The sequence below is a fragment of the Achromobacter sp. GbtcB20 genome (genome assembly GCF_019091095.1).
Lineage (GTDB): Bacteria > Pseudomonadota > Gammaproteobacteria > Burkholderiales > Burkholderiaceae_B > Achromobacter > Achromobacter mucicolens.
Genome location: NZ_JAGXJZ010000009.1, coordinates 147,805 through 171,255 on the forward strand (window position 1 = coordinate 147,805; position 23,451 = coordinate 171,255).

Consider the following 23,451-nt stretch of genomic DNA (forward strand, 5'->3'; position numbering starts at 1 on the left):
GTGGTCCGGCCGCGTTACTGCGTGCCCTTGACGGGCAGGATGCGGTTGTCGATGAAGTGCGTCCAGACGTAGTCCTCCTGGCGCAGCGCGTCGTGCGTGGCCGGCGTGAAGGGCTGCTCGTACGTCTTGATCAGGCCTTCGTACTTGCCGATCTTGTAGAAGCCCTGGCGCACCGCGTCGCCGTCGGTGGAACCGGCCTGCGCGATAGCCAGCGCGGCCAGCTGCATGCCGTCGTAGGCGTTGGCCACGCCCACGGCGGGCGTGATGTCCTGCGGTCCCTTGATGTCGGAGTACTTGGCCTTGAGCGCCTGCATCACCTTCTCGCCCACCGGTCCTTGCTTGCCGAAGAAGCTGTAGGTCTGCACGAAGTGCACGTTCTTGGCATTGGGACCGGCCAGTTCCGTGAAGCGGCCGCCGGCAGGGCCCCAGTGCGAGACGACCGGCACCTTCCAGCCCATGCGGTCCAGCGACTTCACCACCTGCGCCGACGGGCCTACGTTGCCCACGAGGAACAGCGTGTCGGCGCCCGCGGCCTTCAGGCGGCTCAGTTGCGGCACGATGTCCAGGTCATTGGGCTGGAATTTCTCGACGCCGGCGGGCGTGACCTTGGCCGCGGCCAGCGCGGCATTCAGGCCTTTTTCGTTGGACTCGCCCCACGGGTTGTTCACCAGGATCATGCCGGGCTTGGCGCTCTGGAACGTCTTTTGCGCGTACTGCACCATCGCGCTGTCGACGATCTCGTCCATCGCGGACACGCGGAACACGAAGTTGGGGTTGCCCTTGTTCTGCGTGATGGCCGTGCCGGCGGCCCACGGGCCCATGAACGGCACTTTTTCCTGGTTCACGATGGGCACGATGGCCATGGAGACTGGCGTGTCCAGGCCGCCAAACAGCACGGCAACCTTTTCCTTGTAGATCAGCTCGCGCGCGGCGGCCATGCCCTTGGCGGGATTGCCTTCGTCGTCGCGGCGCACCAGCACGACCTGGCGTCCGCCCAGAAGGCCGCCGCGCGCGTTGATCTCGTCGATGGCGACCGTCATGCCGCGCGTGAGCGCTTCGCCCGCGCGCGCCGACTCCCCGGACAGCGCGGTGATCAGGCCGATCTTGATCGGGTCCGCGGCCAGCGCCGGCTGCGTGGCCAGGCCCGCGGCGAAAAGGGCGGCGGCGGTCGCGCGGCGCATGAAGGAACGACGGGTCGAGGTCATCGGGACACTCCTGAAAAAGTGGAATGAATCTTGCATGGGGTTAAGTGCTGCTTCGTTCCCTCATGCAAGATCCATGCCACCTGTTCCACGCCGCCTGCCGTATGCCGACTGCGCCCCGCCGCCGCAGGGCGCGGGTGGCGCAGACGGGGTTTGTGCACACCGATGCCAGGATTTTGTCGCCAAAACCGCAGCAATTTTGTTCACAATCATGCTTCAGGATTTGCACCAAAATGAATCCATCCTCGCTTCAAAGCACTAAACCGGGGCGCGACGATCAGTCGCCGTGGACGCCGCAACCCCTGGCGTGCCACGGCCGCTTTCCGTATCGCGGCATCGCCGGCCGCGCCGATTATTCGTGGCCCAACGGCGCGCGCCTGGCTGTGTACCTGGGGTTCAACATCGAGCACTTCGCCTTCGGAGAGGGGCTGGGCGCCGAGCTGGGCCCGCCGTCTCCGCATCCGGACGTCCTGAACTACGCCTGGCGCGAATACGGCAACCGCGTGGGGGCCTGGCGCTGTCTGGAACTGTTCGACGAACTGCGCCTGCCAGCCGGCGTGCTGATCAATACCGCGCTGTACGAGCACTGCCCGGAACTGGTGGATGCCTTTCTTGCGCGCGGCGATGAGTTGATCGGCCACGGGTACAGCAACGCGCACCGGCAGGGCGGGCTGCCCGAAGCCGAGGAACGCGCGCTGCTTGCGCATTGCCGCGATCGCATCCTGCGGCATGCGGGCAGCGAGCCGGCCGGCTGGCTGTCGCCCTGGATCTCCGAGAGCCACGCGACGCCCGACCTGCTGGCCGAGGCGGGCTACCGGTACACGCTGAACTGGTGCCATGACGACCAGCCGATGCGCATGCGCACCCGCGCGGGCGACCTGTGGGCGATTCCTTATCCGCAGGAGCTCAACGACATTCCGATGATCATGGGCCGCAAGATGGACGCGCGTGATTTTGCCGATATGATCCTTGACCAGTTCGAGGAAATGCGCGCGCAGGCGGTCCGCCAGCCGCTGGTCATGGGGATCGCGCTGCATCCGTACATCGTCGGCCAGCCGTACCGGCTGCGTCACCTGCGGCGCGCGCTGGCGCCGCTGGCCGCCGCCCGCGACCGGGGCGAGATCTGGTTCACCACGCCGGGCGAGATCTGCCGGCACGTGGACAGCCTGCCGCCGGGCGTGATCGACTAGGCGCTGTCCCGCCACCTTGATGTGTTTCCCTTGTTGAACCGAGTCCCGCATGTCCACCAAAAGCGCCGCCAAACCCCGCAGTCCCGCCTCCGCGCGGTCCAAGTCCGCCAAGCCCGCCGCGGACGATGACGTCCTGCCCGACGCCGACATGGAGCGCCGCATTTGCGAAGCGGTCTACGAAAGCGTGATGAGCCAGCGGCTCACGCCCGGCACCAAGCTGCCCGAAGCCGCGATCTGCGAACTGTTCGGCGTGTCGCGGTCGGTGGCCCGCAAGGCGTTGCAGCGGCTGGCGCACGAGCATGTGGTGGACCTGCATCACAACCGCGGCGCGGTGGTGGCTGAACCCACCCCTGAAGACACTCGCCAGATCTTCCAGGCGCGCCGCGCGCTGGAAGCCGCGCTGCTGCCGCTGGCCGCGGCCCGCGCCACGCGCGCCGACTACGCCTCGCTGCGCCGGCAGCTGCGCGACGAGCACGCGCTGCTGCATCGTGCCGGGCAACCGGCCTGGGCGCGGCAGGCCAGCGCCTTTCACGTCCGCCTGGGCGAACTGTCCGGCAACACCATCCTGCACGGCTACCTGGCCGAGCTGGTGTCGCGCTGTTCGCTCATCGTGGCGCTGTACGAGCCGCCGGGCAATGCCGCCTGCGAACACGGTGAACACGTGCTGATCGTGGACATGCTGGAGCGCGGCGACGTGGCTGAAGCCGTGCGGATCAACGACAACCACCTTGCGGACCTGGAGCGGCGCATCAGCCTGGAGCGCCCGCAGCCCGCGCAAACCCTTGCCCAGATGCTGGGACTGGCCTGATATGGAAATCGACTTCGACGCTATCACCGAATACCAGCGCTACAAGCTGATGGCCAGCCTGATCGTGCCCCGGCCGATCGCGCTGATCACCACGCTGTCCGAGACAGGCGTGGTCAACGCCGCGCCGTTCAGCATGTTCAACATGCTGGGCGAGGATCCGCCCATCGTGATGGTCAGCATCAACCGCCTGGAAGACGGCGGCCTGAAGGACACGGCGGTCAACATCGCGCGGGACAAGGAATTCGTGGTCCACCTGACCGACGAGGCCATGGCGGAAAAGATGCACCGCTGCGGTGACCGCCTGCCGTCCGATGTCAGCGAACTGGCGCATGCGGGCCTGGACGCCGCGCCCAGCCACCGCGTGGCGCCGCCGCGCATCGTAGAGGCGCCTGTTGCGTTCGAGTGCACGCTCTTTGAAACCCTGGAGACGGCCAGCCGCCAGATCTTCATCGGCCAGGTCCGCTGGCTGCATGCGCGCGACGGGCTGATCGACACGGAAACGTGGCGCGTGCGGCTGCAGGACTACTTTCCGGTGGGGCGGTTTGGCGCCAGCTTCTATGTGCGCACGCGCGACCGCTACGCCATCGACGCGGACAGCGCGCCCGCGGGCGCTGCCGCCCGCACGCCCATCGACGAGATCTGAGCGCTCACCACACCGCGGCGTCCGAGCCCGGCGCGCGCACGCGTCGCGCAAAGCGCCGCGACAGGAAGTCGACGAAGGCCAGCGTCTTGGCCGGCAGGTTCAGCCGTTCCGGATACAGGGCGTGGATGTCGGCGGGCGGGGTGCGCCAGTCCGTCAGGACCTCGCGCAACCGGCCTTCGCGCAGGTGCGCCGCAGTTTCCCATTCGGAGCGCATGACGATGCCGTGGCCGTCCAGCGCCCATTCCAATGCGCTCTGGCCGTCGTTCGAACTGACCGGCCCGCGCACCTTCACGGTTTCCGCGCGGGCGCCCGATTCCAGCCGCCAGGTGCCGTAGGCCACGTCGTTCTCGCGCACGACGATGCAGCGGTGGCGCTGCAGGTCGCCGGGCGTGCGCGGCTCGCCATGCGTCTCCAGGTAGCGGGGCGATGCGCACAGCAGGCGCCGGTTGGACGCGATCCGGCGCGCGGTCAGCCGCGCATCGGGCAGGTCGCCGAACCGCACCGCCACGTCAAAGCCTTCCTCGATCAGGTTCAGCGGCCTGTCGGTCAGCCGCATCTGCACTTCCACATCGGGGTACTGCCGGCAAAAGTCCGAGACGGCCGGCACGATGTGGGCCCGTCCGAAGCCGAACGTGGCGTTCAGCCGCAGCAGCCCCTGGGGCTGGGCGCGCGCACTGGACACCGATCGCTCCAGCGCCTGCAGGTCGGCCAGGATGCGGGAACCCTCGGCAAGATACAGCTCGCCTTCCTGCGTCACGCTGACCCGGCGGGTGGTGCGGTTCAAGAGGCGCACTCCCAGGCGCTGCTCCAGCTTGGCCAGGCGCGTGCTGACCGCGGGCGGGGTCAGCCCCAGTTCGCGGGCGGTGGCGGACAGGTTGCCGTGCTTGACCACGAGCGAGAAAAAGGCGAGATCGGAGAGCGCATCCATGGCTATTTATAAATCCGATTTAACAAAGCTTTATTTTTTCTCCGAATTATAAGAACCGACTAGGTCTATACACTGGGTTCACCGATACAGAGCCGCACCCACGCGGCCAACCGAGGAGACCCGAAAAATGAAGACAGCCAGATTGGCCGGCGCATTGTGCGCCGCCCTTGCCGCATCCTGTTGGGCCCATTCCGCCGCCGCCAGCAACGCCTTTCCCGAGCGTGCGGTGACGCTGATCGTGCCGTTCGCGCCGGGCGGCAGCGTGGACATCGCGGCCCGCCTGATCTCCGACGCGTGGGCCAAGGAACTGGGGCAGAGCGTGATCGTTGAGAACCGCGCCGGCGCGTCCGGCAACATCGGCATGACGGCCGTGGCGCGCGCCGAGCCCAACGGCTACACGCTGGGCATCAACACCATGTCGCTGGCCATCAATCCGGCGCTCTTCAAGACCATGCCGTTCGATACCGCGAAGGACTTGCGGTCCGTGGGCACGGTGGGCACGTCGCAGCATGTGCTGACGGTCACCAACGCGTTGCCCGTGCAGTCGGTGAGCGAACTGCTGGCCTATGTGCGCGCCCGTCCCGCCAACGACCTGAGCTTTGGTTCGGCCGGCACCGGCAGCACGTTCCACATGGCGGCCGAGTTGTTCAAGTCCGTTTCCAAGACGCAGATCATGCACGTGCCATACAAGGGCGGCGGTCCGGCCATGCTGGACACGATCAGCGGACAGGTGCAGATGAGCTTTCCGGTGCTGTCCGCGGCCAAGCCGCAGGTCGATGGCAAGAAGCTGCGCGCGCTCGGGGTGACGGGCACGGCGCGTTCGCCGCTGCTGCCCGACGTGCCGACCATCGCCGAGTCCGGCCTGCCCGGCTACGAATTCAACACCTGGTTCGTCATCAGCGCGCCGGCCGGGACGCCGCAGCCGGTCATCGACACGCTGAACGCCAAGCTTGGCCAGGCGCTGAAATCGGCCGCGCTGACGCAGCGCATGCAGAAAGAGGGCTTCGAACCCCTGATCACGTCGCCGGACAAGACCGATGCGATGGTGGCCGCGGAGATGACGCGCTGGTCCGGCATCGTCAAGGAAGCCGGGATCGAGGCGAATTGATCGCCTTCCAAGGTTTAACGCGCACTACCCGCCCGCGCGCGCCGCGGGCGCATTCTTCAAGCAAGGAAGCACAGACATGCCCGGCATGACGCTATACGACAAACTGGTGGCCAGCCATGAGGTGGCCCGGATCGACGGCGAGCACGTGCTGCTCTACGTCGACCTGCACATCATGAATGAGTACACCAGCCCGCAAGCCTTCAGCGGCCTGGCCGCGCGCGGCCGGGGCGTGTTGCGGCCGGGTCAGCAGATGGCGGTGGTGGACCACATCATCCCCACGCATCCCGTGCCGTCCGCGCTGCGCGTGATCGCCGATGACGCCTCGTCGCGCCAGGCGCTGAACCTGAAGCGCAATTGCGACGAACAGCGCATCGCGCTCTTTGACACCACCGATCCGCTGCAGGGCATCGAGCACGTCATCGCGCCGGAACACGGCATGATCCTGCCCGGCATGGTGGTGCTGTGCGGCGACAGCCACACCACCACGTATGGCGCGCTGGGCGCGCTGGGCTTTGGCATCGGGACGAGCGAAGTCGAGCACATTCTCGCGACGCAGACGCTGGTGTACCGCGTGGCGCGCAACATGCGGATCCGCATCGACGGCACGCTGCCGGCGCATGTGTCGGCCAAGGATCTGGTCATCTACATCGTGCACCGCATCGGCGCGCAGGGCGCGCGCGGCCATGCCGTGGAGTTCTGCGGCGAGGCCGTGGCCGCGCTGTCCGCCGAAGCGCGCATGACCCTGTGCAACATGACGGTGGAGGCCGGCGCGCGCGCCGCGCTGATCGCGCCGGACGCCGTCACCGACGCCTACGTCACGGCGCACGCGCCGCAGCTGCGCGGCGCGTTGCTGGACGAGGCGCGCGCCTGGTGGGCCACGCTGCGCTCGGACGACGGCGCGCACTTCGATGTGGAACACGTGTTCGACGCGAGCCGCATTGCGCCCTTCGTGACGTGGGGCACGAGCCCGGACCAGGCGATTGCCGTCGACGGCGCGGTGCCGGATCCGCGCGACGAGCCGGACACGCTGGCCCGGCTGGCGCTGGAGAAGGCGATGGACTACATCGGGCTTGCCGCCGGCGAGCCGATCGCCGGCGTGCCGATCGACCGGGTGTTCATCGGCTCCTGTACCAATGGCCGAATCGAGGACCTGCGCGTCGTGGCGGGTCTGGCGCGCGGCAGGAAGGTGGCCGCGGGGGTGCGCGCGATGGTGGTGCCGGGGTCCGGCGCCGTGCGCGCCCAGGCCGAAGCCGAGGGGCTGGCGGCCGACCTGATCGCGGCGGGTTTCGAATGGCGCCAGCCCGGCTGTTCGATGTGCCTGGCGATGAACGACGACGTGCTGCGCCCGGGTGAGCGCTGCGCATCCACCACCAACCGGAATTTCGAGGGACGTCAGGGGCGGGCAGGGCGCACGCACCTGATGAGTCCCGCCATGGCCGCCGCCGCCGCGCTGGCCGGCCGTATCGTCGACGTGCGCGCATGGGGAGACGCCAAATGACTGCAATGATCGAAGGCGTGGCCGCGCCGCTGCCGTATTCCAATCTGGACACCGACCAGATCATGCCCAAGCAGTTTCTGCGCATCATCGACAAGGCCGGGCTGGACAAGGGCCTGCTGTACGACCTGCGCTTTGACGAACAGGGCGCGCCGCGGCCGGACTGCGTGCTGAATCAGCCGGCCTATGCGGGCGCCAGCATTCTTGTGGCGGGCCCCAACTTCGGCTGCGGCTCCAGCCGTGAACACGCCGTCTGGGGCCTGCAGCAGTTCGGCATCCGGGCGGTGATCGCGTCCAGCTTTGGCGAGATCTTCTATTTCAACGCGCTCAACAACGGCTTGCTCTTGGTGACGCTGCCGCCCGCCGAGGTCGACGCGCTGCTCTCGAAGGTGTCCAATACCCCGGCGGCCGGATCCAACCGCGTCGGCATCGACGTGATGGCCGGCCAGGTGCGCGCCGCCGATGGCTGGCAGGCCCGCTTTGACCTGCCGGTGCGGCATCGCAGCATGTTCGCGCAGGGGCAGGACATGGTGGGCGCGACGCTGCAGCAGTTGCCAGAGGTCGCGCGTTTCGAAGCCCGCCATTGGGCGCGCTTTCCGTGGATGAAGGACGTGGCGCGCCAGGTGCGCGACCGGCTGGACGCCGCCTGACGCGGCAGCCGCGCCACGACGATAGGAGATGACGCAGATGACCGCCTTTTTCGACCTGCCGGTGCGGCGCTTTGCCGCCAACGGTGTGGAGATCGCCGCCCGCATCGACGGTTCGGGTCCGCCGCTGCTGCTCTTGCACGGGCATCCGCAGACCCACGCCATCTGGCACCGCGTCTGGCCCGAGCTGACGCGTCATCGCACCTGCGTGGCCGCGGACCTGCGCGGCTATGGCGACAGTGACAAGCCCGCCGCCAGCGCCGATCACGCCAAGCATTCCAAGCGGGTCATGGCGGCGGACATGGTGGCGCTGATGCGCGGGCTGGGTCACGACCGCTTCGAGATCCTGGCCCATGACCGCGGCGCGCGGGTCGCGCACCGGCTGGCGCTGGACCATCCCGAGGCCGTCGCCCGCATGATGCTGCTGGACATCGCGCCCACGCTGGATATGTACGAAGGCACGACGCGCGCCTTTGCGCAGGCCTACTTCCATTGGTTCTGGCTGATCCAGCCGGCCCCCGTGCCCGAAACGATGATCGAACACGACCCGGTCTTCTACCTGCGGTCCGTGATGGGCGGCCGGCCGGGCGGGCTGGCGCACTTTTCCAACGAGGCCATGGCGGAATACGAGCGCGCCGCGCGTCAGCCCGGGTGGGCCACGGGCATCTGCGAGGACTACCGCGCCTCGGCCACGATCGATCTTGCGCAAGACGAAGCGGGCCGCGCGGCCGGCGAGCGCCTGCGCATGCCGGTGCGCGCGATGTGGGGCGAGCGCGGGGCCGTCGGCCGCAACTTCGATGTGCTGGCGCTGTGGCGCGCGGTGGCCGACGACGTGACGGGCGGGCCGCTGCCGGGCGCGCATTACCTCGCGGAGGAATCGCCGGACGCGGTGCTGGCCGAGGCAGGCGATTTCTTCGGTTGGCGCTGAGGCAGGCGGGGCGGGTCCGCGTGTCGACCAAGCCTTGGCGGGCGATAGGGATATCCAAAAAGGGACGCACCCCTGGTGTTAACCTTCGCCCCATGAATCGTTACTTCGCCGATCTTTCCGAATTGCCCGACGCCGAGGACGCGCAACGCGCCTTCAAGGCCTCGGATTCGCCCTGCGTGGCCGTCTGCTCCACGCTGTTTGACGACGTCTGCCGCGGCTGCGGCCGCACCGCCATGGAAGTCGCCAACTGGGTGTTCATGTCGGAAGCCGAAAAGCGCGAAGTCTGGATCCGCATCCGCTCGCAAGGGTATCCGCGGCGCAACAACTGACGCGCCGCGCCGGGAGCGCCACACCGCTTTCGTGGCGTTGAGGGCGGGAACCCTGTCCCCGTCTTGGGCTTGTCATATGGCGTAGGCTCAATAGCGCCATTGCCCACTTCCGGCTCCATCATGCGCATCGTTCTCGTCACGGATGCCTGGCATCCGCAAGTCAACGGCGTCGTCCGCACCTGGACGACCATGCGGCAGATCCTCAGCGAATGGGGCCACGAGCTGATCGTGGTGAGCCCCGAGGGCAGCCGAACCATCCCCGCGCCTTCCGAACCCGATCTGCGCCTATGCCTCACGCCCGGCCGGCAATTGCGCCGCGTGCTGGGCGACACCATTCCCGATGCGCTGCACATCGCCACGGAAGGCCCGCTGGGGCTGGCGGCCCGCCGCATGGCGCTGCGGCGCGGCTGGCGCTTCACCACGTCCTTTCACACCATGTTTCCGGACTACCTAGAGGCGCGCATGGGCATCCCCGCCGCGCTGCCGTGGCGCTACCTGCGCTGGTTTCACCGGCCGTCGCAATGCGTGCTGGTGCCCACGCCCACGGTGCGCGACATCCTCGTGCGGCGCGGTCTGGCGAATCTGCGGGTCTGGTCGCGCGGGGTGGATCCGCGCAAGTTCCAGCCCGCGTCCAGCCAGGCGTTCCGGGATCTGCCCCGGCCCGTCTGGCTGAGCGTGGGCCGCGTCGCCAAGGAAAAGAACCTGGATGCCTTCCTGTCCCTGGATCTGCCGGGCACGAAGGTGGTGGTGGGCGCGGGGCCCGACGAGGCGCGCCTGAAAAAGCGCTTTCCGGACGCCGTCTTCCTGGGCATGCAGCAGGACGGCGCGCTGCCGGGGTATTACGCGGCGGCCGACGTCTTCGTGTTTCCCAGCCTGACCGATACCTTCGGGCTCGTCATGCTGGAGGCGATGGCCTGCGGCACGCCGGTTGCCGCCTTCCGCAGCGAGGCGCCCATTGCCGTGGTGCAGGAGGGCGTCACGGGCCGGCTGGACGACGACCTGAAGCGCGCCTGCCTGGCCGCGCTGCCGCTGGACCGCGACGCCGTGCGGGCGCAGGCGCTGACCCGCAGCTGGGATTCGGTCGCCGCGGATCTGCTGGATGCACTGGTGCCGCTGACGCAGGGGGATTCGCGCGGGGCGGCCAACGCCTGGGCCACCACAACCTGATACAGACGCGCGGCCCGGATGTGCTGGCCGTTCCGGGCGCCAACCTTGTACAATGCCCGGCAATCCTGAGGAGCGTTGCGACGACCCTGCGGTCCCCCAGGTGGCCCCCTTGCGCGGCCACCCCATGCGGACCCCGGCTCGCCAGGCTCAGGAATCCTTGTTCAAGCGCCGCGCCCTGCGCGTCGCTACAGCAACGGCGCTCACCTTTGTCGCGTATGGCGGGAAAGGCGAGCACTCGACTGTCGTGGTGTATTCGCGTTGTCCGGCCATCTCGTGCGCCGTTCGTAATTTACGTGGAGCCTACACACCATGAACGCTGTGACTGATAAATCCTTTACCGACTACCTCGTCGCCGACATGTCGCTGGCCGGCTGGGGCCGCCGCGAACTCGCCATCGCCGAAACCGAAATGCCCGGCCTGATGGCCATCCGCGAGGAATTCGCCGCGTCGCAGCCGCTCAAGGGCGCGCGCATCGCCGGCAGCCTGCACATGACCATCCAGACCGGCGTGCTGATCGAAACGCTGGTGGCGCTGGGCGCCGAAGTGCGCTGGGCCTCGTGCAACATCTTCTCCACGCAGGACCACGCCGCCGCCGCCATCGCCGCGTCCGGCACGCCGGTCTTCGCCGTCAAGGGCGAGACGCTGGAAGAGTACTGGCAGTACACGCACAAGATCTTCGAATGGCCCAACGGCCAGAACGCCAACATGATCCTGGACGACGGCGGCGACGCCACGTTGATGCTGCACCTGGGCACCAAGGCCGAAAAGGACCTCTCGGTCCTGGCCAACCCGGGCAGCGATGAAGAGCGCATCCTGTTCGCCGCCATCAAGGAAACGCTCAAGCGCGATCCGAAGTGGTACTCGACCCGCCTGGCGCTGATCAAGGGCGTGACCGAAGAAACCACCACCGGCGTGCATCGCCTGTACCAGATGTCGCAAAAGGGCGAGCTGGCGTTTGCTGCCATCAACGTCAACGACTCGGTCACCAAGTCCAAGTTCGACAACCTGTACGGCTGCCGCGAATCGCTGGTTGACGGCATCAAGCGCGCCACCGACGTGATGGTCGCCGGCAAGATCGCGGTTGTGGCCGGCTACGGCGACGTGGGCAAGGGCTGCGCCCAGGCGCTGGTCGCGCTGCGCGCGCAAGTGTGGGTCACCGAAATCGACCCGATCTGCGCCCTGCAGGCCGCCATGGAAGGCTTCAAGGTCGTGACGATGGAAGAAGCTGCCGCCCACGGCGACATCTTTGTCACCGCCACCGGCAACTACCATGTGATCACGCGCGAGCACATGAACGCCATGAAGGACCAGGCCATCGTCTGCAACATCGGCCACTTCGACAACGAAATCGACGTCGCTGCCCTGGCCGACTGCAAGTGGGAAGAAATCAAGCCCCAAGTCGACCACGTCATCTTCCCGGACGGCAAGCGCATCATCCTGCTGGCGCAGGGCCGTCTCGTGAACCTGGGCTGCGCCACCGGCCACCCCTCGTTCGTGATGTCGTCCTCGTTCGCCAACCAGACGATCGCCCAGATCGAACTGTTCACGCGCAACGAAGCCTACAAGTCCGGCGAAGTCTACGTGCTGCCCAAGCACCTGGACGAGAAGGTCGCCCGCCTGCACCTGAAGAAGCTGGGCGTCAAGCTCACGACGCTGCGCCAGGATCAGGCCGACTACATCAGTGTGCCGGTCGAGGGCCCCTACAAGCCCAATCACTACCGCTATTGATGGATGTAGCACAATAGGAAAATGCCGCGCCATGTCGGCGCGGATTTTCCGATCTGCGGGTCACGCCCGTCTTCGCCCGGCGTCGACGGGTCCGCGGAGCGTCAATACAGGAGTTCGAACATGGTGACACTGATACTCGTCTGGATCCTGAACGCGGTGGCCTTGCTGGCCGTTGCCTACCTGCTGCCCGGCATCACCGTGGCCAGTTTCGGTTCGGCGCTCATCGCCGCGCTGGTGCTGGGCCTGGTGAACATGCTGGTCAAGCCGGTCCTGGTGCTGCTGACGCTGCCCATCACGATCGTTACTCTCGGGCTTTTCCTCATCGTCATCAACGCCTTGCTGTTCTGGTTCGTGGGCTCCGTGCTCAAGGGATTCCAGGTCAACGGGTTCTGGTGGGCTGTGGGTGGCGCGATCCTGTACAGCATCATTTCCGGTCTCCTGACCAAGCTGATCCCGTAGGGTAGAAATCCCCCCCGAGCGCTGCGCGCTTCCCCCAGGGGCGTGCCTGCGGACCGGCGAAGCCGGATCCGCGGCACCCCGCGAGGGGGGCACCTGCCCTAAGCGGCGCATGGCGCCATAAAAAGATTGATATGTCCGAATCGATTTCTCCTGCTTTCAGTCTGGAATTCTTTCCTCCCCGCGACCTGGCTGGCCAGGAGCGGCTGGTGCGCGCGGCCAAGCAGATGCTGGCCATTCAGCCCAAGTACGTCAGCGTGACGTTCGGCGCGGGCGGCTCCACGCGCGCCGGCACGGCCGACGCCGTGCGCACGCTGCGCAACCTGGGTTGTGACGCCGCGCCGCACCTGTCGTGCGTGGGCGCATCGCGCCAGGACCTGCGGGACATCCTGCAGGCCTACAAGCGCGAAGGCGTGCGGCGCGTGGTGGCCCTGCGCGGCGACCTGCCGTCGGGCATGGGCGGCGACGCGGGCGAGCTGCGCTACGCCAACGAGCTGGTGTCGTTCATCCGCGAGGAAACCGGCGACTGGTTCCACATCGAAGTGGCCGCCTATCCCGAAATGCACCCCCAGGCCGCCAATCCGTCGGCCGACCTGGATCATTTCGTGACCAAGGTGAAGGCGGGCGCCGATGCCGCCATCACGCAGTACTTCTTCAATGCCGACGCCTATTTCGATTTCGTCGACCGGGCCCGCGCCAAGGGCGTGAACGTGCCGATCGTGCCGGGCATCATGCCCATCACGAACCACACGCAGCTGCTGCGGTTCTCCGAGATGTGCGGCGCGGAAGTCCCGCGCTGGATCCGCCTGCGCCTGGCCGAATTCGGCGACGACAAGGCCTCCATCCGCGCCTTCGGCGTGGACGTCGTGACCGAGCTGTGCCAGACGCTGCTGGACAACGGCGCGCCCGGCCTGCATTTCTACACGCTGAACCATTCCGAAGCGCCGCTGGCGATCTGGAAGGAACTGACGGTGTAAGCGGTCGGCGGCGCGGCGGCGGACATACCGCTGGCTGCCGTCGTGAAAGGCCGGCGTCTTCCCCGGTCTTAATAAGTTGGTCAGATCGATCCCCACGAAGCGTTACGCTGCGTGGGGATTTTTCTTTCTGGTAACTCAGACCCGCGCCTCAGCAGTTTCGAAGTATTCATATGTGCAAGGGCGCGGCTCCGCCTTAGATTGAACGACTTTTTGTTCAATCAACGAGTGAAACTCACATGGCGGGAGCGGCGACTGATTTGATGGCCGATGCGTCCAGATGGACGCGTCGGGTGGTAAGTACATTGCCATGTCCGGATTGGACCTCGCTGGAACACGGTATCAGCCCCTGGATTTTTCTGGACGGCGCCCGCAGCGACACACTCGAAAGCGACGTTCTGCGAATCACAAGGGCATTCGAGCACCGGTGGGTCTGGCGCGACACGCCTCGGGAGTACCGCAACCCAGGCTATCGCCATGGTCCCCTGCTCGTGCCCCTGGACGAGGCCTTGTTCACTCACGCCCTTGACCATTGGTTCCGTCAGCAAACCGGGATCATCCTGCTCGCCTCTGACGATCACGACACCCTGGTCGCCCATCTGCAACAGTTGCATCAACTGACGGGTTCAGACGGACTTCCGATCAGCTTCAGCCTTAACGGCGCGCGGGCGCTTGAAGAGTTCTGTGAAGGCTTGAACGCGCACGCCCTGGCCAGGCTGTTCGGCCCCCTCCAACGCTTCATCTGGTATGCGGGCAACCCGCATCAGGGCGAATGGCTGGTTGCGGACTCTCCGGTATCGGGGCAAGCCATGCCTGCGCTGGACGAGCCCCTCGCCTTGACGAAAGCCGACGAGATCTCACTCGACCAGGCCAGCCTCGCGTGGTTCATGCGCGACTGCGTGCGTAGTGTCCGCCAACAAACCTCTGCGTATAACGACCCCAAGAATGATCCGGCCTTGTGGCGGCACGCGGACCTGTTCGTTCGCGAGGCGGCGGATCAACTTGCATTCACCCTGGAACGCGACGTTCGCCGCTACGTCGATCTGCGCTTTCGCTACCCGCAAGCGGCTTTCTCCACAGACAACGTGCTTCGCGAAATGCTGACCAGCCGGCACATTCCGGGAAAACAGCGGTTGGTCGACGCCGAAGCGCGGCTCTCGACCCTTGTGGCGCGGTAAAGGGGCCTCATCAGGTGGACGACAAAGCGGTGAACTACAAAAAGGCACTGGGCTCCATTCGCCCGAATGAAAAGCGCCTGGGCAAAGCCATCTCCCCACCGCCCTGCGAACGCGGTGTGCCCCTGTATCCGCTGCGCTATGGCATTGCCGATTACGCGTGGGACAGGGAGGTGTTTCCCCGCCTGAACGTTGAGGGCTATCCCACGCTCAAGGCCGGCAAAGCGTACGGATTGCGCACATTGCGACCGGGCACCTACGTCTACCTCTTCTACTTCGAGCACGGGCGTATGTGGACACAGCATTACCAAGTCACCGAAGACGTCCGATTCGCCCGTATCTGGTGGAGTGATGCGGACGACGACGATGCAACGCCGGGCCGGCTCAGCCGGCCCGATACGGTGGGTGCTCAGACGTATCTCTTCGCGCCGGACGCAAAGACTGCTGAAACCGTTCACATCCTGGTGAGCGACACGCTGCTGTCCCACCGCACGTTGTGGGCCATCGAGACCAATGATGGCAGCCTTCGCGATGCGTTGAGCACGCAATGCAGGCCGGCGGGCAATGCGTATCAAGAACACATCTTCGACGCGACGCTGCTGGGCCAGGCCGCACCGGAACTCGTCTCGCCATCCGGACATGGCGCGCCCCGGCCTTTTGGATGGAGCGAAATCCAGTTCTCGGAAATGGCGCCCAACCACCACAACGTTCTGGCCAACATGTACCTCGCGTTGCTGCCACGCAAGGACTTCACGCCCCTGGTGGTTGCGGTGCAGGATCCGATCGGGATTGCCAGCGAGCTTCATTACCGGATTACCTGTGCCGTGACACGCAAGACGGAATATGCCGGGCGCAATGCGCACAAATTGCAGAGCGCAACGCTCATCCGCAATTACTTCGAGGCGATGAAGAAAGAGGCGGGTAAAAACCCAGACGTCGCCAACACGATCCCGCGGCAGCAAAACTTGGTGAACTACAGCGGCGCCATGTCATTCCCCAGCGTCTACGCCAAGGAAATCGAGGCGTTTGACCGCACTATCGCAGCTGCGGTAGCGGATTCCGTTGCGTGGGTTCGCCTTATCGACCCCTCGCGGTTGCTGGGCAAGGCGCTGCGTTGCTTTGATCGCGGCGTGATCCACAACGCCCATGACTATGAGGACGCCGTTCTGCAGTGCATTGGCGGTCTAGTGCACGCGAAGGATGGCATACAGGTGTTGAATGACCTGATCAATCTGCCCGTCGACAAAAGCCCTTATTGGCTCGCACTGGCCAATGGCAGTGAACTGCTTCTTGCTCGTTTGAAGGCGACCTCAGGCGAGATTGCCAAGAATCTTTTCAACGTCATGGACAAGGTGTTGGAACAGCACCAGCTGACCACAGCGTCCAACGCGCTAATCGGGTTGTTGCAGGCGCTGCCGGAAACCAAGGTGGCGGAAGTGCTGGTTCCACGTCTGCGGCATGTGATGGAGATTAGAGCGGGCTTCACCATCGTCCGATACGACGTCGGCATCGACGACCTGCAGCGAGCCGCTTATGAATTCCAAGGGTATCAAACGCTTGGCGAAGACGGGTTGCGTGGGTGGAAGATGCCGTCCCCGAAGATCAGTCAGGCAGATTCGGGCAAGAGGACATCAGTCTATGACTGGGTGAAGGTAGGTGAAACCACGTACCGCGAACTGGATGGTGCGCCAACGGACAAGCCAGCACTGCCGCCGCCCAGGCCTATTCATGTGAAAGGCAATCCATTCATCAATATGTTGAATCGCCTGCGCGGTCCCGGTGGACATCTGTTCTCCGGGCTGGGTGGGTTTCTCGCGTTGAGGAGTCTTGCAGACGCTTGGAGCGAATTGCAAGGAGCCAACGATCGTGCTGTGACCATTGGCAGGTTGCTGGGCGCTGCGAGCGCAGTAATTGGCGCAGGTATAGAAATCTCTATGTCAATCACTGCGGTCCGGGCTGGACGGCAAGGTAATGCCGCATTGGCGCTTAGATTAAAAACACTTTCAGCGAAGCGAGGGGTCGCAGTCTTCGGCGCGTTAGGCACAGGACTTGTGGCTGCAACTGATTCGGTAAGAGCATTCAGCGCCTTTAACGACAATAACCCTGAGCAAGGACGGATGCTGGTAGGTTCCGCGCTAGCCGGCGGAGCTCTAACAGTCGCGACTTGGGCAGGGGGAACGGCAACGGCGGCCACGCTTAATAGCGGGGCTGCCGTTGCCATGCTCGGGCTTAGTCCAGTCGGGTGGGTGATCGTCGCAGGTGTTGCCGCATTGCTCATTGTCGGATTTACCTTAGGCGCCGACTTGAGTAAGCACGAGCCGGCTGAGATTTGGCTAAAACACAGCGCCTGGGGCGTCAGTGGCCGACATTACGACAATCGCGAGGAATTAGACGCTGTTCACAGCTTTTACTATCGCCCGCGCCTGACCCCGGAGTGGCATGGAGCCTCCAGCTTTCCCGTTGGCAACCTTCGCATTAGTTGCGAATTACCCGGAATAACTGACATTCCTACGGACAGCTTTCAAACGAAGATGACTTTCATGTTGCGTGGAAAACAGCTGTCTCAGATCGTCGGACCCGTTATTCATTCCATTGGCACGAACCCTGTCGACTATCAACGCGAATGCCTGGTTACGCCTTTGGGCAGCACTGGAAGAGAATGCGGTTGGTCAATCCTGATGCATAAGGACGCGCGAGTTTTATTTGAATATCTGTACTTTCCTGATCCTGACGGGCAACCCGGAACAGCGTTGCAGCAGCCAGACGCGCCAATGCCGATGATTTTTTCGTCAAGCGGGTGGTTCACTGAATCTATTGACTCAGCCAAGCTCGAACCTGTGCGAGCGCCAAAATGAGTCGCGCAATCAAGCTCCTCCCAAAGAGCGTTCGGATCGGTGGAACCCCCCTCTGCAGAGGTTTCTCGACAACCGACACGCCAGAGCCAGATGGAGTTCGACGCGTCAGCAACTCGTGCGTTGAGCTCGAAACATACGCAAATTATGTCCAGCGCGGTGCGGCAGGCGCTATAGGCATGTCCATCACAATCAGCGTCACCACTTCCATTGCTGCAGTGCTCGGAATCGGCTTTGAAAACTTAGACAGGGAAACGTTGGTGGCCATATTTGCATGGCTTCCCGCCCTGACCGTTCTGGCCTTCATTTTTTACTTGGCTGGGGGTGCGCACAAAAGTCGCGGCGCGTACATTCGCATCCATCGCACCACTCGGAAACTCTATTTCATTTATCCAAGGGAAAAGCGTCTTCACGTCTTGGACTGGGATCGACTTGAGGCGTTAGCCGGCTACATCCCAACTGTTTCGGCAAGCGGCTACGCCAGCAGGCACCCGCTTTATTTGATCGGAATCGACCACGCGATGAGCCCACCGACCGAAATCTGTGCTGCGTGCGGCAACCTCGGTTTGTTTGACGGAGACCGATCAGCCAAGTCGCTGTGGGCTTACCTTCAGGCCTTTATGGCCCACGGTCCCGAAGGCTTACCTGAACCCGCACCGCTGCCTGTTCGACTAAGCCGAAAACAAGAAACCCTTCAACCCTATCGAGATTGGTATGCCGGCTTGCGCCGAAGATTGGCCAAGCCCTATGGCATGTGGAAAGCGCCGCTCACAGTTCCCCTGTGGCTGGGGTGGCTTTTGATCAATGCCTTTCCGGACAGCGTGGAGGCCTTCATTCAGTACAACGTGCCTTACGCTCGGTTTCCCAAGGAAATTGATCAGCTGTGCGGATTCGATGATGTCCAGCCGGGGGCCATCGGCATCAGCGGCGACCGCATTCCCCCGTAGAACAGGCTCGAGCGATGACGTCATAAGCCTGCGTCATCGTGAACCAGCGCGGGTCTACCGCCTAGAACGAAGCCGTCCGAATGCCAACGTCCCTTGTTGCATCAAGTGTTTTCGACAAGGCCACCGCTTTGGAGGCGCACCTTTTCACACGGGCGCAGCCGAGATGGCCTTGTTCTGTTCCGCCGCGGCGCCCAGGCGGGCGCCGCAACATGGCTCAATCCGCGTACACGCCCGCCTTGCGAATCACCCCGCCCCACTTGTCGACTTCAGAGTTCAGCCACGTCTGCAGGCCCTCAGGCGTCTGCTTGGCTTCGGGCACGATTTCGGCGCCCAGCTCGGCCATCTTCTGTGTGAAAGCCGGGTCCTTCAGTGCGGCGCGCAGCGCGGCGTTGAACTTGTTGATGGCCTCGGGCGGCGTGCCCTTGGGGGCGTAGACACCGTGCCACACCTTGACCTCGAAATCCTTCAGGCCGCCTTCTTGCAGGGTGGGCGCGTCGGGCAGCGTCTTGATGCGTTCCTGGGTCGTGACGCCGTACAGCTTGACGCGCTCGGCCTTGATCTGCGGGATGGTCTGCGTGGTCTGGTCGCACAGCACGTCCACCTGGCCGCCCAGTAGCGCGGTCATGGCGGGCGCGGTGCCCGCGTAGGGCACGGTCGTGAACTGCACGCCCAGCGACTCCTGTAGCAGCATGCCGCACAGCTGCGACACGGCGCCCAGGCCGGCATTGGCCAGGTTGATCTTGTTGCCGTTCTCCTTGGCGTACTTGATGAAGTTGGCCATGCCGTCGGCCGGCAGATCCTTGCGGCCCAGCAGGGTCATGGGCACGTCGGCGACCTGGCCGACATAGGCGAAGTCGGTCAGCGGATTGAACGACAGCTTGCGATACAGCGCGGGCGCCGTGGCCATGCCGTTGTGGTGGATCAGGAAGGTGTAGCCGTCGGGCGCGGCGCGGGCCACGTGTTGCGAGGCCAGCGTGCCGCCCGCGCCGGTGCGGTTTTCGATGACGACGCTCTGGCCCAGCGTCTTGGCCATGGAGGCGCCCAGGCTGCGGGCCACGACGTCGGTGGGACCGCCCGCGGCAAACGGCACGACCAGTGAAATCGGGTGATTCGGGTAGGCTCCTTGCGCGCCGGCGTTGCCAACAGCCAGGCAGGACAGGGCCAGCACGGGCCAGGCTGCGCGTTTGATCGCGCGCGCGTATCGGTGGGACATGTCTCGCTCCTTGTAGTGTCTTTGGCCCGCGATGCCGCGCATGGCGGGCAGGCATCGGCAGTGTGGCGCGACAAGGGCGAGGTTGGGAATTCGCGGTTTCGCAAGCCGGGCTTCGGCGCGCGGAAAGGAGGGTTTACGTGGACTTGCCCGCAGAAGCGATAAGAAGCGTGCGTGTAGCGCCTCGGATGGGCTGGATCTTGCCTGGGCTCGGGCCGGTGTGAACTGCGCGCACGGGTTCCCGACTGCGCCCGCGCCGGGCCATCACGGCTCCGGGATGTTTTCCCGAAAGATCACCTGCAGCCGCGGCAGGCAGCTGGGTTCGGGCGCGCCCTTGACGGCCGCCACCAGCAGCTTGACGATCTCGCGCGCCTCGACGCGCGGGTTCTGGTCGATCACCGCGTCCATGGTGCGATCGAGCAGCAGGCGGCGCGTGGCCTCGGTGAGGTCGTGACCGACGAAGACGATGCGAGACGCAGAGGACGCCTTGCTCGGCCGGGCCGCGTCAGGCCGGGCCGCGTCAGGCCCCGCGTCGCCCGCCCATGCCTCAACCGGCCGGGCCTCCTTCAGCGCCCGCGCGATACCTTGATTGCCGGCGCCGATGTTGTAGATCGCGTGAGGCGGGTCCTTGCGCAGCAGATCCTGCGTGACGGCAAAGGCGCGGTCGCGGTCGTCGCCGATCTCAAGAATGTGGGCGATGCGCAGGTGCGGAAACTCTTCGCTCAGCAGCGACCGAAAGCCCATCTCGCGTTCTTCGTGGCCGCGATAGGCCAATGACCCGACGAACACGGCGACCTTCCGTTCGGTGTGCTGCGGCAGAAACCGCCCCAGCAACAGCGCGGCCAGACGGCCCGCGGCGCGGTTGTCGATGCCCACGTACCCCAGGCGCGCCGAGATCGGAATGTCCGACACCAGGGTGCTTACGTGCACGCCGCTGTCGCGCAGCGCCATGATGGCGTCGCGCACCTGGGGATGGTCCAGTCCGACCAGGCCAACGGCCTGCGTCTGTTCGCGCAGCTCGTAAAGCTTCTTTGCGAGCTTGTTGGCATCGAACCCTTCGATCAGATGCAGGCGGGCCTGCACATCGGGGCGGGTGGCGGCTTCTTCGAGCAGGTGCCGGCCCAATGCGGTCATGAAGCTGTTGGTGCCGGCGGGCAAAACGAAATCGACCCGCACGTCCTGACTGGCGGCCTCGGCGCCCGGGACGAAGTAGCCCAGGCGATTGGCAATCGCCAGCACGCGGTCGCGGGTCTTGCCGCGCACGCCGTCGCGGTCGTTCAGTACCCGGTCCACGGTGGCGGTGGACATGCCGGCTTCGCGGGCAATGAGGGAAATGGTGGGGCGCATGCGGGATCGGGCTCTCAAGACACCATCAGGACGATGGCGGCGCGGCCATCATAAGCCATCATTTGCAATCATTCGAGATCAAAAAGGTAACGCTGCCGTCCTATGAGCGCCTATCGCCTTTACCCCTGATTGTTTTGATGTGAATATCGCGGCTCAATACATCAAACACCGCACGGCAGGGTGCCAGGCAGTCGACAGGGCACACCACGCCGGCAGGAGGAGACCATGTCGCACCCTACCTTGGTGCCCGACCCGCCCGTCCGGGAACGGCGCTTTCGCATCGGCTGCATCGGCGCCGGCATGATCATGGCCGAATGCCATCTGGCCGCCTACCAGCAGGCCGGCTTCACGGTGGCGGCGATTGCGTCGCGTACCCGCAGCAAAGCGGCCGCGGTCGCCGAGCGCTACGGCATCCCGCGTGTGCACGAGGATCCCCTGGCCCTGATCGCCGATCCGCAGATCGAGATCGTGGACATCGCATATCCGCCCGACCTGCAGCCCGCGCTGATTCGCGCCGCATTGGCCGCCCCGCACGTGCGCGGCGTGCTGGCGCAAAAGCCCCTCGCCCTCTCGCTGGATGAAGCCCGCGCCTTGCGCGACGAGGCGCGCGCCGCAGGCAAGATCCTGTCGGTGAACCAGAACATGCGCTACGACCAGTCGATGCGCACGCTCAAGCAGCTGCTTCACCAGGGCGTGCTGGGCACGCCGGTGTTCGCGCAGATCGACATGCACGCGATCCCGCACTGGCAGGATTTCCTGCGCGGCTATGACCGGCTGACGCTCTCGAACATGAGCGTTCACCACCTCGATGCCCTGCGCTACCTGTTTGGCGAACCCACCGAGATCACCAGCATCACCCGCCCCGATCCGCGCACCGAGTTCGCGCATCGGGATGGGCTGGTCTGCACCACGCTGCGATTTGGCAACGGCCTGCTGGCGCTGTCGCTCGAAGACGTGTGGTCCGGCCCGCGGGCCGAGGGATACCCCGACGACCAGCACATCCGCTGGCGGGTGGAAGGGACCGAGGGCGTGGCGCGCGGCACCATCGGCTGGCCCACCGGCGAGCCGTCGACCCTGAGCTACGCCTCGCGCGCGGCCCGGGGCCATACCGATGGGCGATGGGTGACGCCCACGTGGGACACGATGTGGTTTCCACATGCCTTCATTGGCGTGATGGAGCAGTTGCAGTACGCGCTGGCCAGCGGCACCGAGCCTGCGTTGAGCGTGACCGACAACGTACGCACGATGGCGCTTGTCGAGGCCGCGTATACGTCCATCGCCGAAGGCCGCACGATACGGCTGCCGGCGGTTGAATAACCAGACAGAAAAAACAGACGGAGACAACCATCATGATCCAGACCGGAATCTTCTCGGGCTACTTTCCCTACGAACTGGAGCGCACCGCCAAGGTGATCCGCTCGCACGGCTTCAACACCGTGCAGCTGGACCTGCATTTCAAGGACATGGAGCTCGGCCCGGGGCAGCTGACCGCGCAGAAATGCACCCAGATCCGCGACACGTTCCGCAACTACGACCTGCCGGTGTCCTGCATCTCGGCCTATACCAACATCGTTCATCCCGATCCCGCCGAGCGCCAGCGCCGTAACGGCTACCTCAAGGAAATCCTCACGCACGCGCGCCAGCTGGGTTCGCCTTACGTGATCTCGGAAACGGGCACGTTCGACACCGAAAGCGACTGGGTCCATCACCCCAAGAACAAGACCGAGGAAGGCTGGGACCAGTGCCGCGCGGTAATCGCCGAGCTGTCGCAACATGCCTATGACCATGGCGCGGTGTTCCTGCTGGAGACCTACGTGAACAACGTGGTGGGATCGGTCGAGGAGACGCTGCGCATGTTCGCCGAGGTGGATCACCCGGGCCTGGGCCTCCTGATGGATCCGACGAACTACTTCGAAGCGCACAACATCGACCAGATGGATCGCACGCTCAATCAGGTGTTCGATGCGCTCTCGGACAAGATCTGCATCGCGCATGCCAAAGACGTGAAGCGTTCGGGCGATGACAAGTCGGAAAAGCACAGCGACATCGGTGACGAGGGCGCGGCCGAAAGCCATACGTTCCGTGGGGTCGGCGAGATCGAGCTGCCGGCGCCGGGCCTGGGCGCGCTCAATTACGACCTGTACTTGCAGCGCCTGGCAAAGAAGCACCCCAACATTCCCATCATCATCGAACACCTGACCGAAGACGACGTGCCGCGCGCCAAGCAGTTCCTCGACGAGCGGCTGCGCGCGAACGGTCTGTAGGCCGGCGCCGCACGCGAACCAGGCGCACCGCGAAGCCATCCTCGAACAAGGCC

General features: G+C 65.1%; 21 protein-coding genes and 1 riboswitch. Of the genes, 17 read left to right on the forward strand and 4 right to left on the reverse strand.

Annotation, left to right across the window (positions count from 1 at the left end; all coding sequences use genetic code 11):
* Positions 1-14 precede the first annotated feature (14 nt).
* Positions 15-1,205: an ABC transporter substrate-binding protein gene (locus KVT32_RS14225; protein ID WP_152382938.1), complete on the reverse strand. Its 1,191-nt coding sequence runs from the start codon at positions 1,203-1,205 to the stop codon at positions 15-17.
* Between the two features lie 230 nt (positions 1,206-1,435).
* On the opposite strand from KVT32_RS14225, the gene KVT32_RS14230 reads away from it, so the two are divergent.
* Genes KVT32_RS14230 through KVT32_RS14240 form a run of 3 tightly spaced genes read left to right on the forward strand, consistent with a single transcriptional unit; the run spans position 1,436 to position 3,843 of the window.
* Complete coding sequence (locus tag KVT32_RS14230) at positions 1,436-2,392, forward strand: polysaccharide deacetylase family protein (protein ID WP_175156927.1); 957 nt, start codon at positions 1,436-1,438, stop codon at positions 2,390-2,392.
* A 49-nt stretch (positions 2,393-2,441) separates the two neighbouring features.
* Entirely contained in the window at positions 2,442-3,200 is a 759-nt protein-coding gene (locus tag KVT32_RS14235) for a GntR family transcriptional regulator (RefSeq protein ID WP_152382937.1), read from the forward strand.
* Position 3,201: 1 nt separating this feature from the next.
* Positions 3,202-3,843: a flavin reductase family protein gene (locus KVT32_RS14240; protein ID WP_056327286.1), complete on the forward strand. Its 642-nt coding sequence runs from the start codon at positions 3,202-3,204 to the stop codon at positions 3,841-3,843.
* Positions 3,844-3,847: 4 nt separating this feature from the next.
* Here the strand turns inward: KVT32_RS14240 and KVT32_RS14245 are convergent, their stop codons facing one another.
* Entirely contained in the window at positions 3,848-4,771 is a 924-nt protein-coding gene (locus KVT32_RS14245; protein ID WP_056327288.1) for a LysR family transcriptional regulator, read from the reverse strand.
* 127 nt (positions 4,772-4,898) lie between these two features.
* Here KVT32_RS14245 and KVT32_RS14250 point away from each other — a divergent pair, with 127 nt between their 5' ends.
* The 12 genes from KVT32_RS14250 to KVT32_RS14305 all read left to right on the forward strand — a co-directional run bounded on the left by KVT32_RS14250 (position 4,899) and on the right by KVT32_RS14305 (position 18,577).
* Positions 4,899-5,879 carry a tripartite tricarboxylate transporter substrate binding protein gene (locus KVT32_RS14250; RefSeq protein ID WP_056327290.1) on the forward strand — a complete coding sequence of 327 codons (981 nt, stop codon included), beginning with the start codon at positions 4,899-4,901 and terminating at the stop codon, positions 5,877-5,879.
* 76 nt (positions 5,880-5,955) lie between these two features.
* Positions 5,956-7,377 (forward strand): 3-isopropylmalate dehydratase large subunit, encoded by a 1,422-nt coding sequence (gene leuC, locus KVT32_RS14255; protein ID WP_175211921.1) that lies wholly within the window; start codon positions 5,956-5,958, stop codon positions 7,375-7,377.
* Positions 7,374-8,024, forward strand: coding sequence for a 3-isopropylmalate dehydratase small subunit (leuD, locus tag KVT32_RS14260; protein WP_217618396.1), 651 nt, complete (start codon positions 7,374-7,376; stop codon positions 8,022-8,024). The genes leuC and leuD overlap by 4 nt, the downstream gene beginning before the upstream one ends.
* A gap of 37 nt (positions 8,025-8,061) precedes the next feature.
* Positions 8,062-8,949, forward strand: a complete 888-nt coding sequence (locus KVT32_RS14265; RefSeq protein ID WP_063953738.1) for an alpha/beta fold hydrolase — start codon at positions 8,062-8,064, stop codon at positions 8,947-8,949.
* Positions 8,950-9,041: 92 nt separating this feature from the next.
* Positions 9,042-9,278 carry a DUF1289 domain-containing protein gene (locus KVT32_RS14270; RefSeq protein ID WP_217618397.1) on the forward strand — a complete coding sequence of 79 codons (237 nt, stop codon included), beginning with the start codon at positions 9,042-9,044 and terminating at the stop codon, positions 9,276-9,278.
* A gap of 120 nt (positions 9,279-9,398) precedes the next feature.
* Positions 9,399-10,445: a glycosyltransferase family 1 protein gene (locus KVT32_RS14275; RefSeq protein WP_152382931.1), complete on the forward strand. Its 1,047-nt coding sequence runs from the start codon at positions 9,399-9,401 to the stop codon at positions 10,443-10,445.
* A 61-nt stretch (positions 10,446-10,506) separates the two neighbouring features.
* Positions 10,507-10,654, forward strand: a riboswitch (S-adenosyl-L-homocysteine riboswitch).
* A 100-nt stretch (positions 10,655-10,754) separates the two neighbouring features.
* On the forward strand, positions 10,755-12,173 hold the full coding sequence (ahcY, locus tag KVT32_RS14280; protein WP_062838889.1) for an adenosylhomocysteinase: 1,419 nt from the start codon (positions 10,755-10,757) through the stop codon (positions 12,171-12,173).
* A gap of 123 nt (positions 12,174-12,296) precedes the next feature.
* On the forward strand, positions 12,297-12,632 hold the full coding sequence (locus KVT32_RS14285; protein ID WP_056327402.1) for a phage holin family protein: 336 nt from the start codon (positions 12,297-12,299) through the stop codon (positions 12,630-12,632).
* 131 nt (positions 12,633-12,763) lie between these two features.
* A complete protein-coding gene (metF, locus tag KVT32_RS14290; protein WP_062838890.1) occupies positions 12,764-13,606 on the forward strand; it encodes a methylenetetrahydrofolate reductase [NAD(P)H] in 843 nt (280 codons plus the stop codon).
* A gap of 260 nt (positions 13,607-13,866) precedes the next feature.
* Positions 13,867-14,781 (forward strand): DUF4123 domain-containing protein, encoded by a 915-nt coding sequence (locus KVT32_RS14295; protein ID WP_217618398.1) that lies wholly within the window; start codon positions 13,867-13,869, stop codon positions 14,779-14,781.
* Positions 14,782-14,795: 14 nt separating this feature from the next.
* Positions 14,796-17,633, forward strand: a complete 2,838-nt coding sequence (locus tag KVT32_RS14300; RefSeq protein WP_217618399.1) for a toxin VasX — start codon at positions 14,796-14,798, stop codon at positions 17,631-17,633.
* A 176-nt stretch (positions 17,634-17,809) separates the two neighbouring features.
* The gene (locus tag KVT32_RS14305) at positions 17,810-18,577 is read left to right on the forward strand and encodes a DUF6708 domain-containing protein (protein WP_152382927.1); all 768 of its coding nucleotides are present in this window, start codon (positions 17,810-17,812) and stop codon (positions 18,575-18,577) included.
* 214 nt (positions 18,578-18,791) lie between these two features.
* Here the strand turns inward: KVT32_RS14305 and KVT32_RS14310 are convergent, their stop codons facing one another.
* Positions 18,792-19,790 (reverse strand): tripartite tricarboxylate transporter substrate-binding protein, encoded by a 999-nt coding sequence (locus tag KVT32_RS14310; protein ID WP_175156933.1) that lies wholly within the window; start codon positions 19,788-19,790, stop codon positions 18,792-18,794.
* Positions 19,791-20,051: 261 nt separating this feature from the next.
* Positions 20,052-21,134: a LacI family DNA-binding transcriptional regulator gene (locus tag KVT32_RS14315; protein WP_217618400.1), complete on the reverse strand. Its 1,083-nt coding sequence runs from the start codon at positions 21,132-21,134 to the stop codon at positions 20,052-20,054.
* 225 nt (positions 21,135-21,359) lie between these two features.
* On the opposite strand from KVT32_RS14315, the gene KVT32_RS14320 reads away from it, so the two are divergent.
* Both KVT32_RS14320 and KVT32_RS14325 read left to right on the forward strand, forming a co-directional pair.
* A complete protein-coding gene (locus KVT32_RS14320; protein ID WP_175156935.1) occupies positions 21,360-22,451 on the forward strand; it encodes a Gfo/Idh/MocA family protein in 1,092 nt (363 codons plus the stop codon).
* Positions 22,452-22,483: 32 nt separating this feature from the next.
* Positions 22,484-23,398, forward strand: coding sequence for a sugar phosphate isomerase/epimerase (locus KVT32_RS14325; RefSeq protein ID WP_056327319.1), 915 nt, complete (start codon positions 22,484-22,486; stop codon positions 23,396-23,398).
* Positions 23,399-23,451: the final 53 nt, after the last annotated feature.

What these genes read in the sequence shown, in the direction of transcription:
- KVT32_RS14225 (WP_152382938.1), bottom strand. Translation starts at nt 1,205, where the DNA reads ATGACCTCGACCCGTCGTTCCTTCATGCGCCGCGCGACCGCCGCCGCC.
- KVT32_RS14230 (WP_175156927.1), top strand. Translation starts at nt 1,436, where the DNA reads ATGAATCCATCCTCGCTTCAAAGCACTAAACCGGGGCGCGACGATCAG.
- KVT32_RS14235 (WP_152382937.1), top strand. Translation starts at nt 2,442, where the DNA reads ATGTCCACCAAAAGCGCCGCCAAACCCCGCAGTCCCGCCTCCGCGCGG.
- KVT32_RS14240 (WP_056327286.1), top strand. Translation starts at nt 3,202, where the DNA reads ATGGAAATCGACTTCGACGCTATCACCGAATACCAGCGCTACAAGCTG.
- KVT32_RS14245 (WP_056327288.1), bottom strand. Translation starts at nt 4,771, where the DNA reads ATGGATGCGCTCTCCGATCTCGCCTTTTTCTCGCTCGTGGTCAAGCAC.
- KVT32_RS14250 (WP_056327290.1), top strand. Translation starts at nt 4,899, where the DNA reads ATGAAGACAGCCAGATTGGCCGGCGCATTGTGCGCCGCCCTTGCCGCA.
- leuC (WP_175211921.1), top strand. Translation starts at nt 5,956, where the DNA reads ATGCCCGGCATGACGCTATACGACAAACTGGTGGCCAGCCATGAGGTG.
- leuD (WP_217618396.1), top strand. Translation starts at nt 7,374, where the DNA reads ATGACTGCAATGATCGAAGGCGTGGCCGCGCCGCTGCCGTATTCCAAT.
- KVT32_RS14265 (WP_063953738.1), top strand. Translation starts at nt 8,062, where the DNA reads ATGACCGCCTTTTTCGACCTGCCGGTGCGGCGCTTTGCCGCCAACGGT.
- KVT32_RS14270 (WP_217618397.1), top strand. Translation starts at nt 9,042, where the DNA reads ATGAATCGTTACTTCGCCGATCTTTCCGAATTGCCCGACGCCGAGGAC.
- KVT32_RS14275 (WP_152382931.1), top strand. Translation starts at nt 9,399, where the DNA reads ATGCGCATCGTTCTCGTCACGGATGCCTGGCATCCGCAAGTCAACGGC.
- ahcY (WP_062838889.1), top strand. Translation starts at nt 10,755, where the DNA reads ATGAACGCTGTGACTGATAAATCCTTTACCGACTACCTCGTCGCCGAC.
- metF (WP_062838890.1), top strand. Translation starts at nt 12,764, where the DNA reads ATGTCCGAATCGATTTCTCCTGCTTTCAGTCTGGAATTCTTTCCTCCC.
- KVT32_RS14295 (WP_217618398.1), top strand. Translation starts at nt 13,867, where the DNA reads ATGGCCGATGCGTCCAGATGGACGCGTCGGGTGGTAAGTACATTGCCA.
- KVT32_RS14305 (WP_152382927.1), top strand. Translation starts at nt 17,810, where the DNA reads ATGTCCATCACAATCAGCGTCACCACTTCCATTGCTGCAGTGCTCGGA.
- KVT32_RS14310 (WP_175156933.1), bottom strand. Translation starts at nt 19,790, where the DNA reads ATGTCCCACCGATACGCGCGCGCGATCAAACGCGCAGCCTGGCCCGTG.
- KVT32_RS14315 (WP_217618400.1), bottom strand. Translation starts at nt 21,134, where the DNA reads ATGCGCCCCACCATTTCCCTCATTGCCCGCGAAGCCGGCATGTCCACC.
- KVT32_RS14320 (WP_175156935.1), top strand. Translation starts at nt 21,360, where the DNA reads ATGTCGCACCCTACCTTGGTGCCCGACCCGCCCGTCCGGGAACGGCGC.
- KVT32_RS14325 (WP_056327319.1), top strand. Translation starts at nt 22,484, where the DNA reads ATGATCCAGACCGGAATCTTCTCGGGCTACTTTCCCTACGAACTGGAG.